This is a genomic window from Brevundimonas sp. Root1279 (genome assembly GCF_001425945.1).
Taxonomy (GTDB): Bacteria; Pseudomonadota; Alphaproteobacteria; order Caulobacterales; family Caulobacteraceae; genus Brevundimonas.
In genome coordinates this window covers 187,333-203,203 of record NZ_LMEB01000008.1, presented here as the reverse complement: position 1 = coordinate 203,203, position 15,871 = coordinate 187,333, and the positions used below count along the sequence as shown (strand labels likewise).

Here is a 15,871-nt window from a genome sequence, read left to right as displayed (position 1 = left end):
GGCGGCAAATCGTGATTGCGGCTCAGCCGGGTAGGCGGATGACGGCGCTGAGGCCGCCCAGGTCGCTGCGGCCCAGGGTGATGTCGCCACCGTGGCCGCGGGCCACGTCGCGGGCGATGGCCATGCCCAGGCCGACGCCCTTGCGGTTCTGATTGCGCGAGTCGTCGAGGCGCGAGAACGGCCGGAAGGCTTCTTCGTGCATGTCGTCGGGGATACCGGGGCCGTCGTCGTCGACGGTGACCTCCAGCCCGCCCGAGGGCAGTTCGCGGGCGGCCAGGCGGACGTGCTCGCCATGGGCGGCGGCGTTGCCGGCCAGGTTGGTGATGGCGCGCTTGAAGGCGAGGGGACGCAGGCTGGCGGTCAGCCCGGTCGGGACGCGGACCTCGACCTCGGCCCCGGCGCGGCGGGCGTCCTCGGCGGCGGCGGAGAGCAGGTCGGAAATGGAGACGGCCTGGGCCGCTTCGCCGGCCTCGCCGCGGGCGAAGGCGAGGTATTCGTCGATCATATGCTCCATCTCGTCCATGTCCCCCTGCATGGCCGAGGCGCGCTTGAACGGCGGGGCGAGCGCCAGTTCCAGGCGCAGGCGGGTCAGGGGCGTGCGCAGGTCGTGGCTGACGGAGGCGAGCAGGGCGGTGCGCTGGTCGATGTGGCGCTGGATGCGGTCGCGCATGTCCATGAAGGCCTTGGCGGCGGCGCGGACCTCGCGGGCCCCGTGCGGCTTGAACCGCTCCTGGCTCTCGCCGCGCCCGAAGGCCTCGGCGGCCTCGGCCAGCCGCTCGATGGCGCGGACCTGATTGCGGATGAACAGGATGGCGACGCCCATCAGCAGGACGGTGGCGATCAGCAGCCAGACCACGAAGATGTGGGCCTGGGTGGCGACGGCGCGCTCGCGCGGGGCGATGATGCGCAGTACGCCCTGCGGCTGCTGCACCCGGATATCGACATAGGCGGGATATCGGACGGTATCGAACCACAGCAGTTCGTCGACGCGGGCCTCCAGGGCCTGACCCAGGGCGCGGTCGACCACGCCGATCGGGCCGCGTCGGCGCTCGGCGGGCAGGGTGGCGCCGTCCTGCAGCGCGACCGACAGCGACATGGTGCGCTCCGCCCGATCGGCGATCACGGCCAGATTGGCCGGCGTCGGATCCTCTGCATAGCTTTCGACGATCCAGGCGACGTCGCCGGCCAGGCCTTCGGACAGGCGGGCGGTCACCGTCTGCCAGTGCATGTCGAAGAAGGCCCAGGTGACGGCCACCTGCATGACCAGCACCGGCAGGACGATGATCAGCAGCGACCGACCCCAGAGCGAGGTCGGCAGGCGCCGCTTAAGCACCCGGGCCCAGACGCCGGCGGGGAGCAGCCGCATGCGAGGCCTAGTCCGGGGCCAGCATGTAGCCGACGCCGCGCACGGTCTGCAGGTAGCGCGGGTTCTTGGGATCGGCCTCGAGCTTGCGGCGCAGGCGGGTGACCTGGACGTCGACAGCGCGGCCGGTGATGTCGGCGGTGTCGGGCGACAGGCTCATGCGCTCGACCGGGGCGTGGGCGTGGATGGCCAGAGTCTTGAGCAACTGGGCCTCGGCCTCGGTCAGGCGCTGGGGCTTGCCGTCCTTGGACAGCTCCAGCCGCTCCATGTCGAAGACCGCCGGCCCGAGCTTGATCTCGCGCGGCGTCAGCGGCTTTCCGCCGGTGCGGCGCAGGATGGCGTCGACGCGCAGCGCCAGTTCGCGCGGGTCGAACGGCTTGGACATGTAGTCGTCGGCGCCGCGGGACAGGCCTTCGATGCGGTCGTCGGGATCGCCGCGGGCGGTGAGCAGCAGGACCGGCGTCTTGGAGGTCTCGGCCTTGGAGCGCACCCAGGTGGTCAGGTCGAAGCCGCTCTCGCCCGGCATCATCACGTCGAGGATGACCAGATCGAATTCGATCAGCTCCATCAGGCGCTTGGCGGCCGCCGCATGGGCGCCGCCGGTGACCCGATAGCCCTCGCGCGCGAGGAATTCCTTCAGCAGTTCGCGGATGCGGTCGTCGTCGTCGACGACCAGCAGGTGACGACCGGCGCCCGGGCCCGCGATGGGGCCCGAACGGCCATAGGGACGGACATCGCTCATCACGAAGCGGCCATGGGGGCGCGGCAGGCGTTGACCTGAGCGATTCCGACGGGTCTAACCCGAAGACTTACGCGGGAGACGTTATTCAATGGCCTTCGTTCCTTTCGACGATCGTGACGGCTGGATCTGGATGGACGGCGATTTCGTGCCCTGGCGGGAAGCGAAAACGCACGTTCTGACCCATGCCCTTCACTACGGCTCGTCGGTCTTCGAGGGTGAGCGTATGTATGGCGGCGAAATCTTCAAGCTGACCCCTCACTCGGAACGCCTGCAACGCTCCGCGAACCTGCTCGATTTCGACCTTCCATACAGCGTGGCCGAGATCGACGCCGCCTGCAAGGAAACCTGCGAAAAGATGGGGCTTTCGGACTGCTATGTGCGTCCTGTGGCCTATCGGGGGCCGGAACAGGTCAGCGTTTCGACCATCAACAACAAGACCCACGTCGCCATCGCCGTGTGGGACTGGCCCAGCTATTTCGATCCCGAGGTGAAGGCCAAGGGCATTCGCCTGGAGTGGGCCAAATGGCGCCGCCCGGACCCGATGACCGCCCCGTCGGCGGCCAAGGCCGCGGGCCTGTACATGATCTGCACCATGTCCAAAACAGCCGCCGAGAAGCGCGGCTATGCCGACGCCATGATGCTGGACTGGCGCGGCTATGTGGCCGAGGCCACCGGCGCCAACGTCTTCTTCGTCCAGGACGGCGTGCTGCACACCCCGCCGGTCGACGCCATCCTGGACGGCATCACCCGCCAGACGGTCATCGAAATGGCCAAGGCCAAGGGCATCGAGGTGGTCGTGCGCCACATCAAGCCGGAAGAGCTGTCGACCTTCAGCGAATGCTTCCTGACCGGCACGGCCGCCGAGGTGACCCCGGTGAGCGAGATCGGCGAATACCGCTTCACCCCCGGCGCGCTGAGCCTGGGCCTGATGGAAGACTACGGCAAGCTGGTGCGCGGGCAGCTGTAGGGCGACCCTGAGATGTTCGCTCTAAGGTTGTCATCGGCGGTGAATTCTGCAGAGATGCATGTCTCGCAGCGGAGAACCGCCGATGGCCTCGTATCCCGCGTCAGTGCTCGCACTTCTTGCAGCGGTAGGGCTCGGGAACAGTGTGGCCCAAGCGCAGACCGCGGCGAACTCCGGCTGGTCCGAACGCGGTATGTTCGTCTACGACGACTTCGTCGTTGATTTCAGGCAGGGGCTGGAAGGCTCGTGGCTCGAGACGCGGCCGTTAGAAGACTGTTCGACCAGCGAGGTTTACTGCGCCTCGGGCGCGGCCTTTCGGGTCGTGATTCCTCGCTTTTGCCAGGAGATCGCGGTCGGAGACGAATGGACCGCGGCCGGCGTGACGACAAAGGTTCTGGGTCGCGAGGATCATCCCCTCAGCCCTCACCGAAGCGCGGAAGTGACCTGGTTTCTCGGCGATCCGGTGCAGCCCGGCGTCGTCTACGAATATGAGCCGCACAACGGGATCGTCGCGCTCTACCGGCCCAACAATGGCGATTTCGACTTCGTCGGCATGGCGCAGGATGGGCGGCTGACAGCCTTCAAGCGCGAGCGGATGTCGGACTGGCGGATCCGGGTGCACTACAAGGGGCTGGTGTCTTTCGATCCTGCCGGTTTCTGTCAGGAGCGCTGAATGGTCGCGGCCCCGGGGACCGCGACCGTTCCTGGCGCTCAGGCCGAAATCGGCTTCCGCTTCCGGCGCACCGCCGCCCACCAGACCACGCCGCCGATGGCGACGATGGGCAGCATCACCGAGCCGGCGGTGATCAGGAAGCCGAGCATGCCCATCGACAGGCCGAAGGCGTCCTGCAGGGCGCGGGCGACCGGCCGGGTCGGGCTGTCGGCGGCCATGACGCCGCCCTGGCGGTAGTCGATGGTCAGGCGGGCCGACTGGACGCGGTCGTTGAGCTCGCGCAGCTGGATCTGCTGTGCGTCGCGCTGACGCTGCAGATCGGCCAGCTCGCGTTCGATCTCCAGGCGCTGCTTGGTCGTGCCGCCAGTGCGGGCCTGAAGCTCGCGCATGCGGTCGGCCAGGGCGGCGCTGGTCTTGGCGCCGGTCGAGGCGGCGTCGATGCCGCGGGTGACGTCCTCGCCGTCGGTGACCGCCTCTTCCAGACGGCCGCCGGCGTTCTGGGCGTCGACGGCGAGACCGGCGCGGAAGCGGTTGATCCATTCGGGCTGGCCACGAAGTTCCAGCCGCCCGCTGGGATCGCGCCCGCTCCAGTCGGCCTGGGCCGAGATCACCTGGCAGAGGCCAGGCCCGGCGCTGACGCAGGCGTATTCGTGCCGGCTCATCAGCTCGGCGCCGCGGTCCTCGGGCACGGAGAGGGCGTAGCTGAAGGCGTAGGCGATCTTGGCGATGGGGGCGAGCGGGGCGGGGGCGACGGCGGCGGGGGCGACGGGCGCGGTCCGAATGCGGGCCTGTTCGGAACCCGGTTGGGCGGCGGCGTCTGCTGCCGGGGCTTCGGCAGACGCCATCTCGGCGGCGGGAGCCTCCTCGACCTTTTCGCCGGGCGAGCAGGCGGTCAGCAGCAGGGCGGTCGCGGCCGCCGTCATCAGTGCCTTCTTCATCGTCATTCTCCCTGTCACCGTGCTGATCACGGTTTCGTGATGGCGCGCCCGGATCGGGGCGGAATCTCGACGGGGAAGAAGCGGAAGCGGGGCCATATGCGGCCGAAATCGCGGCCTCTTGCCACAGCGCCCGCACTGGCGTTCAAGGGCCGAGGGACCGGCGGGGAGCCGGGAGGGAAATCGCGTCGATGTTCAATGTGCTGAACCTGCAGAGCCTGCTCGGCCTGGTGGTCATCGTGGCGGCGTGCTGGGGCCTGTCCGAGAACAAGCGCGTCTTTCCGTGGCGCCTGGCGGTCGGCGCGATCGCGGTGCAGGCGGCCCTGGTGCTGATCCTGTTCGGCATCCCGGGCTCGGACAGCGTGCTCAGCGCCATAACCGGCGCCGTCGACGGCCTGAACCGGGCGACGCAGCAGGGCACCCAATTCGTCTTCGGCTATCTGGCCGGGAGCCGTTTCCCACAGCCCTATCCGGTGCAAGACCAGAACGCGATGTTCACCTTCGCCTTCCAGGTCCTGCCGCTGATCCTGGTGATCTCGGCCCTGTCGGCGTTGTTGTGGCACTGGAAGATCCTGAAGTGGATCACGCTCGGCTTCGGCTTCCTGTTCCAGCGAACCATGGGCCTGGGCGGCGCCTCGGCCCTGGCAGTGGCGGCCAACATCTTCCTGGGCATGATCGAGAGCCCGATCGTGATCCGCGCCTATCTCGACAAGCTGACCCGCTCCGAGCTGTTCCTGATGATGGTGGTCGGCCTGGCCACCGTCGCCGGTTCGACCATGGTCGCCTACGCCACCATGCTCAGCGCGACCCTGCCGGCCGCCGCCGGCCACGTGCTGGTCGCCTCGATCATCTCGGCGCCGGCCGGCGTGCTGCTGGCCCGCATCGTCATCCCCGAGAAGCCGGGCGAGGGCGGCGCGGTGGCCGACTACAACTCGGCTCTCAAGTACGACAGCGCCATCGACGCCATTGTGAAGGGCACGTCGGACGGCCTGATGGTGGTCTTGAACATCTCGGCGGTGCTGATCGTCTTCGTGGCGCTGGTGGCGCTGGTGAACATCATCGTCGGCGCGATCTTCGGGCCGTCGATCAGCGTCGAATGGTTCCTGAGCTGGATCTTCGCCCCGGTCGCCTGGCTGACCGGCGTGCCGGCGGCGGAGACGCGCGACGCGGGTCTGCTGCTGGGCACCAAGCTGACCCAGACTGAGTTCAAGGCCTTCATCGACCTGGGCGCCATCCCGGCCGGCGAGATGACCGAGCGCACCCGCATGCTGATGACCTACGCCCTGTGCGGCTTCGCCAACGTCGGCTCGGTGGGCATCACCGTCACCGGCCTCAGCGTGCTGATGCCGGAGCGTCGCGAGGAGGTGCTGGGCCTCGTCGGGAAGGCGCTGTTCGCCGGTTTCCTGGCCACCCTGATGACCGCCTGCATTGTCGGCGCGATGCCTGCGACCATATTCGACTGAGCGGAGGCCGTTCGATGAAGCTCTACACCTCACACCGCGCTCCCAACCCCCGGCGGGTCCGCTGGGTGATGGCTGAGAAGGGCATCGAGGACGTCGAGATGGTCGAGGTCGACATCATGGCCGGCGAGCACCGCACGCCGGACTACCGCGCCAAGGTCGGCATCCCGCACGTGCCGGCGCTGGAGCTGGACGACGGCGAGTGCATCACCGAGTCCGTCGCCATTTGCCGCTATCTGGAGGCGCTCTATCCCGAGCCGAACCTGTTCGGGAACGGCGCGCGCGAAGAGGCGGTGATCGAGATGTGGACACGGCGCGCCGAGTTCTACCTCGCCAATCCGCTCATGCTGACGGTCCGGCATTCCCACCCGGCCCTGGCGGCGCTGGAGTCGGTGCAGGTGCGGCAGGTGGCTGAGCACAACCGGCTCGGGGCCGAGAAGGTGATGAACGGCCTGAACCGCCGGCTGGCCGAGAACGAGTTCCTGGCCGGCGACCGTTTCACCATCGCCGACATCGTCGGCGTGGTCGGGCTCGATTTCGCCCGGCTGATCAAATACCGGCCGCCTGAAGAGTTCGAGCATCTGTCCCGCTGGCTGGAGGATTGCCGCGCGCGGCCCGGGGCGACGGCCGGAGCCTGACGGCGGCTTTTTGTTGCGTCGCAGCAAGCGGCGCCGTCAGATGGCGGGATGTCCGCCCAGCCCTCCTATGTCAGTACGCGCGGCCGCTCTGGAGCGGTCGGATTCGTCGAGGCCCTGCTCAGCGGCGTGGCGCGCGACGGGGGCCTCTATGTGCCGGCGCGCTGGCCGACCCTGTCGCCCGAAGCGCTGACCGCGGATGGCCCGGCCGCAACGGCCGAGGCGGTGCTGCGGCCCTTCATCGGAGACAGCCTGCCTGAGGGCGCGCTGGCGCGGGCGACGCGAAGGCTGACAGACGGCTTTGACGATCCGGCGGCGACGCCCCTGGTCGAGGTCGCGCCCGGCCTGTTCGTGCTGGAGCTGTTCCACGGCCCGACGGCGGCCTTCAAGGACTACGCCATGCAGATGGTCGCCGTCCTGGCCGAGGCGGCGCTGGAGGCGAGCGGAGAGCGGCTGCGGCTGGTCACCGCGACCAGCGGCGACACCGGCGCTGCGGCGGTGCGGGCCTTCGGCGGGCTGGAGCGGGTCGAGCTGGTGGTGCTGCATCCGCTGGGGCGGGTGTCGCCGGTGCAGCGGCTGCAGATGACCACGACCGGCGCGGCCAATGTGAAGAACCTGGCGGTGCGCGGCGACTTCGACGACTGCCAGCGGCTGGTTAAGGCCCTGCTGGCGGATCCGCGTACGGCCGGAGGCGGGCGGTTGAGCTCGGTGAACTCGATCAACTGGGCCCGGCTGGCGGGACAGATTCCCTATTATGTCGGCGCGGCGCGGGCGCTGGGCGCCCAGGCGGCGCGGGCGACCTATGTGGTTCCGACGGGCAATTTCGGCGACGCCTTCGCCGGCTGGGCGGCGCGGCGGATGGGCCTGCCGATGGGCGGGATCGTCGCCCCCACCAACCGCAACGACGCCCTGGTGCGGGCGCTGCAGACCGGGGTCTACGCCCGGGCGCAGGCCGCGCCGACGGCCAGCGTCAGCATGGACGTGCAGGCGCCGTCCAATTTCGAGCGGCTGCTGTTCGAGGCCTCGGGCCGCGACGCCGACCTGACCCGCGGCTTGTTCGAGGACTTCGCAAGCGACGGCCGGATGGTCCTGCCCGAAGACCTGCTGGCGGCGCTGCGTCGGGAGGTCCGTGCCGTGTCGGTCAGCGAGGCGGAGACGGCGGCCGAGATCGCCCGGACTCACGCCGAAACCGGCCGAGTGATCTGCCCTCACACGGCGGTGGCCCTGCATGCGGCGCGGCGACTGGACCGCAGCGCCGGTCCGGTGGTCGCCTTGTCGACGGCGCATGCGGCGAAGTTTCCGGAGTCGGTCGAGGCGGCGCTTGGTTTCGCGCCCGAGCGGCCGCGTCAGCTGGAGGGCCTGGAAGGCCGGGCCGAGGTGTTCGAGACCGTCGATCCGACGTTGGACGCCGTGCTGGCCGCGCTGGCCTAGGCGGCAAGCGCCGGGTCGGTCCACCAGTCGAGCCGACGCAGGAACGGGGCGGGGTCCTTGGGCGTCACTAGGGCCTTGGGATCGACGTAGAGCCGGTCGTGCAGCCGCGTCAGGGTGAAGCGCACCGCCGCCACCGCGCCGAGGGCCGGCAGGGCGTCGCGCTCGGCGGCGCTGAGCGGACGGACGGACTCGTAGCCCGACTGGAAGGCGCGCAGGGCGGCGGGGAGGGGCGCGCCGTCGGCGTCAAAGCCCCAGGCCGACAGGGCGATGGCCAGGTCGTAGGCGAGGGCGTCGGTGCAGGCGAAGTAGAAGTCGATCAGGCCGCTGGGCGCGCCGTTTTCGAACAGCAGATTGTCCGGGAAATAGTCCGCATGGATCGGCCCGCGCGGCAGGCCGGCGGCGGGGTCTGCCGCACTGCCGTCGACCCAGGGGGCCATGCGCGCCAGCAGGGCCTGGTCGGCGGGCCCGGCGCGGAGGGCGCAGCGGTCGAACAGGGCGCGGCGGGCGGCGGGGCCGACCGGGTTCTCCCGGATCGCCGGATAGTCTGCGGCGGCCAGGTGAAAGCGGGCGAGCAGGGCGCCGGCGGCGGCCTGGTCGGCGACGGACGGTGCGCGCCGCCACTCGCCCGGCAGCCACTCCAGGACGGCGGCGGGACGGCCGTTCAGTTCGCCGACGGTCTCGCCGGTCTTGTCCGCGACCGGATGGGCGCAGGGCAGGCCGCGGTCCGCCAGGTGGCGCGTCAGACCCAGGCAGAAGGGCAGGGCGGCGGCGTCGGTCCGGCCCTCGAACAGGGTCAGGACATAGCGGCCGCGCTCGGCCTCGACCCGGTAGTTGGTGTTCTCCACCCCTTCGGCGATCGGGGCCAGGGCGCGCAGGGCGCCCAGGCCCCGGCTCCTAATGAAGGGCTCGGCGTCGGCCTCGTCGACGGGGGTGAAGACGGCCATGGTCAGGCGACCCGGAGCGCGAGGCGGCCGGCGGCCAGTTCGGACAGGTCGGCGAGCAGGCTCTCGGCCGTGGGCCAGCGGCCAGCGCCGCGGCCGCGGCAGCGGGCGAACGAACCGTCCTGGCGGAGCACCTTCAAGGCGTTGCCCTCTCCCTTCAGCGTGGCGAACAGCGCGTCCATCGGACCGGACACGAGCCGAACCTCGCCGACCACCTTGCCGCCTTCCAGGCGACAGCGACAGAGCTGTCTTGCGCCGGCGGGCGGAAGGGCGTCGGCCGAGAGCACGTCGCGGGCGATGTCGGCGGCGTCGGGCATCTGGCCGAAGGCTTCGAAGGCCAGCAGCCGGACCTTGGCGGCGGCGTCGAGGCCCTCGAGGTCCGAGGAGGGATCCTCCTCGGCGAAGCCGGCGGCGCGGGCCTCGGCGAGGGCGCGGTCGAAGCCGGCGCCGGCGCCGAGCCGTTCGAGCATGAAGTTGACCGTGCCGTTCAACACCGCCTCGAAGCCGGCGACCGGACCCTCGGCCTGGGCGGCGCGCAGGGACTCGACCATGGGCACGCCGCCGCCGATCGAGGCCGACCAGAGCAGGCGGGCGCCGTGGGCGTTGGCGAGGGCGAGCAGGCCCGCGGGATCGCGCGACACGGCCTGTTTGTTGGCGCTGGCCACATCGACGCCGCGTTCGAGGGCGGCGTGGATCAGGTCGTAGCCGGCGTCGGCTTCGGACAAGGCTTCAAGCACCACATCGGGGCGACAATCGAGGAGGGCCGCGGCGTCAGCGACGAGCAGGTCCTTGAGGCGGGCGGCGTCGGCGCCGGGCACGTCGCGGGGGCGGGCGGGATCGCGGACCAGTACGCCGACGACCTCGACCCTGGGATCGTCGAGCAGGCGCGACAGGGCGCCGCCGCCGACCACGCCGCAGCCGGCCAGGGCCACGCGCAGGCGGCGATGCGGCAGCGGCGCGCGCGGCGGGGCGCTGTCGGGACCGATCACCGTGCGATGGCCGTCCTCGTGGTTGCGCACCTCGATCCGCAGGCCGCGCGCCTCGGCCAGGTCGATGGCGTCCGGCTGGACCAGGCCGCCGCCGAGGAAGCGGGCTTCGCTCCAGCTGGCCTGATCGTAGCGGCGGGCGTCGGGATCGGCGTTGGGGTCGCGGTCGTAGAGGCCGTCGACGTCCTTCACCAGCTGGGCGGCCTCGAGGCCGAGCTCTGCGGCCAGGAACAGGGCCGTCAAGTCCGAGCCGCCGCGGCCGAGCAGGACGACCTTGCCCTCGGGCGACAGGGCGCCGAAGCCGGGCACCACCACCACCTCGTGACGGAGCAGGGCGGCGTCCAGCGCCTCCCGCTCCAGCCGCAGCGGCCGGGCGTGCTCCAGCGGGCCCTCGGCGACGAGGCCGAGGTCACGCACCGACAGGGCGAGGGCGTCCAGGCCGACACGGTCGCAGGCCAGGGCCGTCAGGGCGGCGGCGCGCTCCTCGCCCATGGCGACATAGGCGGGCAGCAGGGGGTTGTCGTGCGGCAGGCCCAGCGTGCGGGCCTCGGCCAGCAGCCGATCCGTCTCGCCCTCGAAGGCCGAGACCACGGCGACGACGCGGCGGCCTTGGCGGACCTGGGCGTAGATGTCGGATGCGACCTTGGGGGCGTCGGCGGGCGAACGCAGCACCGAGCTGCCGAACTTCATCACCACCACGCTTGGGGCCGCGAAGGCGGCGTCAGCCTGGTCGGGGCGGAGCGGGGAGAGGAGGGCGAGGGACATTTGCGGAGGCTTTCGATGGGGAGATTTCGGGGAGAGCTGGGCGGAAAGAAAAAAGCCCCGCCGGGTGATCCGGCGGGGCTTGGTCTGGTGCGATCCTAGTTTGATGCGCGCGCTAACCTGTCCCCGCCGAGGGCGTGGTGGTGGTCATGGTCCCGGTCCCGATGACGCGCACGGCGACGCCGTCGCGCAGGGCGACCGAGGCGGCGGTAATGCGAATGGACGTCGGGTTCACGGGACCTGTTCCAGGCTGAAGTTCGAACGGGAGGCTGACGCAAGACGGCGGCGTCCGTCAACCCTTGATGCACGGAAATTGCCCTGCGGCGCGGGAAACAGGCGTTTCAGGGCCATTTGCAACCCGCTCATGCGGCTGGAATGACACGATCCTTCCATGTCAGGCCCAATGCATCTGAATGCGGTGCGCCGCGGCCCAGTGGATGGCGCGGATGGCGTCGACGATGGCGTCGGTCGCCGCCCGGGTGCCCAAGGTCCCGCCCAGGTCGGCGGTGGTCTGGCCGGCGGACAGGACGGCGGCCACCGCCGCCTCGATCGAGCCGGCCTCGTCGTCCAGCCCCAGGCTGTGGCGAAGCATCAGGGCGGCGGACAGGATGGCCCCGACCGGATTGGCGATGTCCTTGCCGGCGATGTCGGGCGCCGAGCCGTGGATCGGCTCGAACAGACCAGGCCCGCTCTCGCCCAGGGAGGCGGAGGGCAGCAGGCCGATCGACCCGCCCAGCACCGAGATCTCGTCCGACAGGATGTCGCCGAACATGTTCTCGGTCAGGATGACGTCGTACTCGCGCGGCTTGCGGATCAGATGCATGGCCATGGAGTCGACCAGGGCGTGCTCAAGCTCGACCCGCGGGAACTCCTCGGCGTGGATGCGGGTGACCACCTCGCGCCACAGGCGGCTGGTCTCCATGACATTGGCCTTGTCGACCGAGGTCACCTTGCCGCGGCGCTGCTGGGCCGTCTTGAAGGCGGCGCGGGCGACGCGCTCGATCTCGACCACAGTGTATTCGCAGCGGTCGGTGGCGCCCTCGGCGGTGCGGGTGCGTTCGCCGAAATAGATGCCGCCGGTCAGTTCGCGGAACACCATCAGGTCGACGCCCTCGACGATCTCGCGCTTCAGCGGCGAGCGGTGCGCCAGGACCGGCGACACCTGCAGCGGGCGCAGGTTGGCGAACAGGCCCATGGCCTTGCGCAGCCCCAGCAAACCCTCCTCGGGCCGGCGCTTGCCGCCCTCCCACCTGGGTCCACCCACGGCGCCGAGCAGGACGGCGTCAGCGGCCAGGCAGGAATCAACAGTTGACTGCGGCAGCGGGTCGCCCGTCGCGTCGATCGCCGCCCCGCCGATGAGGTGCTCGTGGAAACGGAAGCGGTGGCCGAAGAAGTCGCCGATGACGGCAAGCACGGTCTGCGCCGCCTGGGTGACCTCGGGGCCGACCCCGTCTCCGGGCAGGACGGCGATGTCGTAGGTTCTGGGAGCGGGCATCAGGCGGTCTCCGGCTGGCGGGAAGCTTCGTAGGCGTGAATGTCGGGCAGGCGTGCGAGCAGCCAACCGAGGGGATCGACCCCGTCGAGCAGGCAGCGGCGGGCGAAGGGTTCGACTGAGAAAGCGATGGGCGCCGCATTGCCGGCGCGGATCTCGCAGGCCTCAAGGTCGATGCGGATGGGCCGGTCCGGCTCGGCAGCCAGTGCGTCCCAATCGGCCTGGCTGACCTCGATCGGCAGCAGGCCGTTCTTGAGAGCGTTGGAGGTGAAGATGTCGGCGATCGAGGTCGAGATCACCGCCTGGAAGCCATAGTCCATCAGCGCCCAGGGCGCGTGCTCACGCGACGACCCGCAGGCGAAGTTCGGGCCCGTGATCAGGATGCGCCGCTCGCTCGGATCGATGCGGTTGAGCACCGCCTCGGGCTTGGCCGCGCCGTCGGCTTCATAGCGCCAGTCGTGGAAGGCGTGGCGGCCCAGACCTTCGCGAGTCGTGGTGGTCAGGAAGCGGGCCGGGATGATCTGGTCGGTGTCGATATTGGCCTGGCTCAGCACCACGGCCTTTGAGGTCAGGGAGACGAAGGGTTCAGGCATCTTGGACTCCTACCGCCTCGCGCGCGGCGCTCGGCTGCTTGAGGAGGGAAGCCTCCCGGGCGAAGGTGCGGGGGTCGGTCAGGAAGCCGGTCACGGCGCTGGCCGCGGCGGTGGCCGGACTGGCCAGGATGGTGCGCGCGCCCTTGCCCTGGCGGCCCTCGAAATTGCGGTTCGAAGTCGAGACGGCCAGCTGGCCGGGGCCGACGAAGTCGCCGTTCATGGCGATGCACATCGAGCAGCCGGGGATGCGCCACTCGGCGCCCGCCTCGGTGAACACCCGGTCCAGTCCCTCCGCCTCGGCGTCGCGGCGCACGGCCTCGGACCCGGGAACGACCAGCATGCGCACGCCGGGCTTTACCTTGCGTCCACGCAGCACCTCGGCCGCAGCCCGCAGGTCGGGCAGGCGACCGTTGGTGCAGGAGCCGACGAAGACGACGTCGATCGGATGATCCGTCGTCGCTGCTCCCGGCTCGAAGCCCATGTAGTGCATGGCTTTTTCGTCCGATGCATTGCGCGGCTGCGGCACCGGCGCGCCGATGGCGGCGCCGGCGTCCGGGGTCGTGCCCCAAGTGGCCATGGGCCGGATGGCGGCGCCGTCGATCTCGATCTCGGCGTCGAAGACCGCTTCCGCATCGGACTTCAGGGTCAGCCAGTCGGCGGCCGCCCGGGCCAAGGCCTCGCCCTTGGGCACGTGCCGACGGCCCTGCAGCCAGGCGACGGTGGTCGCGTCGGGCGCGATCATCCCGGCCCGGGCGCCGGCCTCGATCGACATGTTGCAGACGGTCATCCGCCCTTCCATGTCGAGCGAGCGGATGGCCTCGCCGGCGTATTCGATGACGTAGCCGGTGCCGCCGCCGAAGCCGAGGCGGGCGATGATGGCCAGGGCCACGTCCTTGCCAGAGACCCCGGGCTGCAGCCGGCCGGAGACGGTGACCCGCATGGCCCTGGGCTTGCGCTGGGCCAGGCACTGGGTCGCCAGCACATGGCCGACCTCGGAGGTGCCGATGCCGAAGGCCAAGGCTCCGAAGGCGCCGTGGGTGGCGGTGTGGCTGTCGCCGCAGACCACGGTCATCCCGGGCTGGGTCAGGCCCAGCTCGGGCCCCATGACGTGGACGACGCCGCGGTCGGGGCTGTCCCAACCGGCCAGCTCGACGCCGTGGCGGGCGCAGGAGACTTCCAGGGCCTCGACCTGGGCGCGGGCCTCAGGAGTCGCATAGGGCCGCTCGCCCTCGATGGCGGGCAGGGTCGGGGTCGAGTGATCCAGGGTGGCGAACGTCCGGTCGGGACGGCGGACAGTCAGGCCGCGCGCCTCGATCTCGGCGAAGGCCTGGGGGCTGGTCACTTCATGCACAAGATGAAGATCGACATACAGCACCGCTGGCGCGTCATCGCTTTCGGGCGTGACGACGTGGCGCTTCCAGACCTTGTCCAGCAGGGTTTCAGGCGGCATGGGCGGCGCCCTCCGCTTGACGAACCTGACTGCAGATGGCGGTCAGCTCCGTGTCGTCGATCTCGCCGATCTGGTCGGCGCGCCGCTTGAAGGCCGCGAAGGCGGCGTCCAGGGAGACGCCCTTCAGCTCGTGCCCCAGCACCGCCGCGCGTTTGGCCACGGCGTGCCGGCCCGAGTGCTTGCCCAGGACGAAGAAACTGCCCTCGAAGCCGACGTCTTCCGGCCGCATGATCTCGTAGGTGCGGGCGTCGGCGATCATGCCGTGCTGGTGGATGCCGGCCTCGTGGGCGAAGGCGTTGGAGCCGACGATGGCCTTGTTGCGCGACACCGGCGTCGAGGTGATCTCGCTCAGCAGCCGGCTGGCGGCCAGCAGACGGGTGGTGTCCACGGCGGTGTCCAGGCCGTAGTGATCGGCGCGGGTGCGCAGGGCCATGATCACCTCCTCCAGGGAGGCGTTGCCGGCCCGCTCGCCGATGCCGTTGATGGCGCCCTCGACCTGGCGCGCGCCGGCCTCGACCGCCGACAGGCTGTTGGCGACGGCCATGCCCAGATCGTCGTGGCAGTGGGTCGAGAAGACGACGTGCGGATGGCTGGGCCGCACCGCGTCGATGAGGAAGCCGTACAGCTCGGCGATCTCGGCCGGGGTCGAATAGCCGACCGTGTCCGGGATGTTCAGGGTCGAGGCCCCCGCCGCCGCGGCGACCTGACAGGCCTCGGCCAGGAAGTCGGGCTCGGTGCGGATGGCGTCCTCGGCCGAGAACTCCACGTCGTCGAAGCGGGCCCGGGCGTAGCCGACGGCGCGCTCGATCGAGGCCAGGACCTGTTCCGGCGTCATGCGCAGCTTGGCGGCGCGGTGGATCGGGCTGGTGCCCAGGAAGATGTGGATCCGCTTCCTGGGGGCGTCCTTCAGCGCGCGCCATGCGGCGTCGATGTCGCCTTCATTCGCTCGGGCCAGGGAGCAGAAGATCGGCCCCTCGACCTCGCCGGAGACGCGGCGCACCGCCTCCTCGTCGCCGGGCGAGGCGGCGGCGAAGCCGGCCTCGACCACGTCGACGCCCAGGGCCGCAAGGGCCCCGGCCATGCGCACCTTGTCCGCGGGGGACATGGAGAAGCCCGGCGCCTGCTCGCCGTCGCGCAGGGTGGTGTCGAAGACGATCACGCGGTTCGGATCGGTGTTGGATACTCGGCCGGTCATGTCGCCTGCTCCGGTTGGAAGTCGGCGACGCGGCTCATGCCGAACAGGCGGTCGATCTGGCGGCCCAGGGTGTCGACGGAGCGACCATCGTCGCGGCCGCGCACAGCCATCTCGATGCGGCGCCCGGCGCCTTCGTCACGCAGGGTCAGGCCGTCGATGTGGAAGCCGCGGCGCTCCACCAGACCGATGAGACGCTGAAGCGAGCCGTCGGCCCGATCGATGCGGATCATGAGGGTGTCGGTCATGGGT

15 protein-coding genes are annotated in these 15,871 nt (G+C 70.5%); 5 read left to right on the top strand and 10 right to left on the bottom strand.

What is annotated here, in order from left to right:
* Nucleotides 1-22 precede the first annotated feature (22 nt).
* Together ASC65_RS12930 and ASC65_RS12925 are read right to left on the bottom strand one after the other, a co-directional pair.
* A complete protein-coding gene (locus ASC65_RS12930) occupies nucleotides 23-1,366 on the bottom strand; it encodes an ATP-binding protein (protein ID WP_056453991.1) in 1,344 nt (447 codons plus the stop codon).
* A 7-nt stretch (nucleotides 1,367-1,373) separates the two neighbouring features.
* Nucleotides 1,374-2,105, bottom strand: coding sequence for a response regulator (locus tag ASC65_RS12925; RefSeq protein ID WP_056453989.1), 732 nt, complete (start codon nucleotides 2,103-2,105; stop codon nucleotides 1,374-1,376).
* A gap of 88 nt (nucleotides 2,106-2,193) precedes the next feature.
* On the opposite strand from ASC65_RS12925, the gene ASC65_RS12920 reads away from it, so the two are divergent.
* Both ASC65_RS12920 and ASC65_RS12915 read left to right on the top strand, forming a co-directional pair.
* Complete coding sequence (locus tag ASC65_RS12920) at nucleotides 2,194-3,072, top strand: branched-chain amino acid aminotransferase (RefSeq protein WP_056453986.1); 879 nt, start codon at nucleotides 2,194-2,196, stop codon at nucleotides 3,070-3,072.
* Between the two features lie 82 nt (nucleotides 3,073-3,154).
* Complete coding sequence (locus tag ASC65_RS12915) at nucleotides 3,155-3,742, top strand: hypothetical protein (protein ID WP_156459663.1); 588 nt, start codon at nucleotides 3,155-3,157, stop codon at nucleotides 3,740-3,742.
* 38 nt (nucleotides 3,743-3,780) lie between these two features.
* Here the strand turns inward: ASC65_RS12915 and ASC65_RS16815 are convergent, their stop codons facing one another.
* Complete coding sequence (locus ASC65_RS16815) at nucleotides 3,781-4,680, bottom strand: DUF4349 domain-containing protein (RefSeq protein WP_162245683.1); 900 nt, start codon at nucleotides 4,678-4,680, stop codon at nucleotides 3,781-3,783.
* A gap of 188 nt (nucleotides 4,681-4,868) precedes the next feature.
* On the opposite strand from ASC65_RS16815, the gene ASC65_RS12905 reads away from it, so the two are divergent.
* Genes ASC65_RS12905 through thrC form a run of 3 tightly spaced genes read left to right on the top strand, consistent with a single transcriptional unit; the run spans nucleotide 4,869 to nucleotide 8,203 of the window.
* Nucleotides 4,869-6,140, top strand: coding sequence for a NupC/NupG family nucleoside CNT transporter (locus ASC65_RS12905; RefSeq protein ID WP_056453980.1), 1,272 nt, complete (start codon nucleotides 4,869-4,871; stop codon nucleotides 6,138-6,140).
* A gap of 14 nt (nucleotides 6,141-6,154) precedes the next feature.
* Nucleotides 6,155-6,775 (top strand): glutathione S-transferase family protein, encoded by a 621-nt coding sequence (locus ASC65_RS12900; protein WP_056453978.1) that lies wholly within the window; start codon nucleotides 6,155-6,157, stop codon nucleotides 6,773-6,775.
* A gap of 48 nt (nucleotides 6,776-6,823) precedes the next feature.
* Nucleotides 6,824-8,203 carry a threonine synthase gene (gene thrC / locus ASC65_RS12895; protein ID WP_056453975.1) on the top strand — a complete coding sequence of 460 codons (1,380 nt, stop codon included), beginning with the start codon at nucleotides 6,824-6,826 and terminating at the stop codon, nucleotides 8,201-8,203.
* On the opposite strand, the gene ASC65_RS12890 is transcribed toward thrC, so the two are convergent.
* The 7 genes from ASC65_RS12890 to ASC65_RS12860 all read right to left on the bottom strand — a co-directional run bounded on the left by ASC65_RS12890 (nucleotide 8,200) and on the right by ASC65_RS12860 (nucleotide 15,867).
* Nucleotides 8,200-9,147, bottom strand: coding sequence for a homoserine kinase (locus tag ASC65_RS12890; RefSeq protein WP_056453971.1), 948 nt, complete (start codon nucleotides 9,145-9,147; stop codon nucleotides 8,200-8,202). The two genes, thrC and ASC65_RS12890, sit on opposite strands and share 4 nt — an antisense overlap.
* A 2-nt stretch (nucleotides 9,148-9,149) precedes the next feature.
* A complete protein-coding gene (locus ASC65_RS12885) occupies nucleotides 9,150-10,895 on the bottom strand; it encodes an amino acid kinase family protein (RefSeq protein WP_056453968.1) in 1,746 nt (581 codons plus the stop codon).
* Between the two features lie 391 nt (nucleotides 10,896-11,286).
* Nucleotides 11,287-12,387, bottom strand: coding sequence for a 3-isopropylmalate dehydrogenase (leuB, locus tag ASC65_RS12880; protein WP_056453965.1), 1,101 nt, complete (start codon nucleotides 12,385-12,387; stop codon nucleotides 11,287-11,289).
* On the bottom strand, nucleotides 12,387-12,977 hold the full coding sequence (gene leuD, locus ASC65_RS12875) for a 3-isopropylmalate dehydratase small subunit (RefSeq protein ID WP_056453962.1): 591 nt from the start codon (nucleotides 12,975-12,977) through the stop codon (nucleotides 12,387-12,389). The genes leuB and leuD overlap by 1 nt, the downstream gene beginning before the upstream one ends.
* Nucleotides 12,970-14,427: a 3-isopropylmalate dehydratase large subunit gene (gene leuC / locus ASC65_RS12870; RefSeq protein ID WP_056453958.1), complete on the bottom strand. Its 1,458-nt coding sequence runs from the start codon at nucleotides 14,425-14,427 to the stop codon at nucleotides 12,970-12,972. The genes leuD and leuC overlap by 8 nt, the downstream gene beginning before the upstream one ends.
* Nucleotides 14,417-15,622, bottom strand: a complete 1,206-nt coding sequence (locus ASC65_RS12865) for a 2-isopropylmalate synthase (RefSeq protein ID WP_056453955.1) — start codon at nucleotides 15,620-15,622, stop codon at nucleotides 14,417-14,419. The genes leuC and ASC65_RS12865 overlap by 11 nt, the downstream gene beginning before the upstream one ends.
* A complete protein-coding gene (locus ASC65_RS12860; RefSeq protein ID WP_056453953.1) occupies nucleotides 15,619-15,867 on the bottom strand; it encodes an ACT domain-containing protein in 249 nt (82 codons plus the stop codon). Before ASC65_RS12860 ends, ASC65_RS12865 begins: the two co-directional genes overlap by 4 nt.
* Nucleotides 15,868-15,871: the final 4 nt, after the last annotated feature.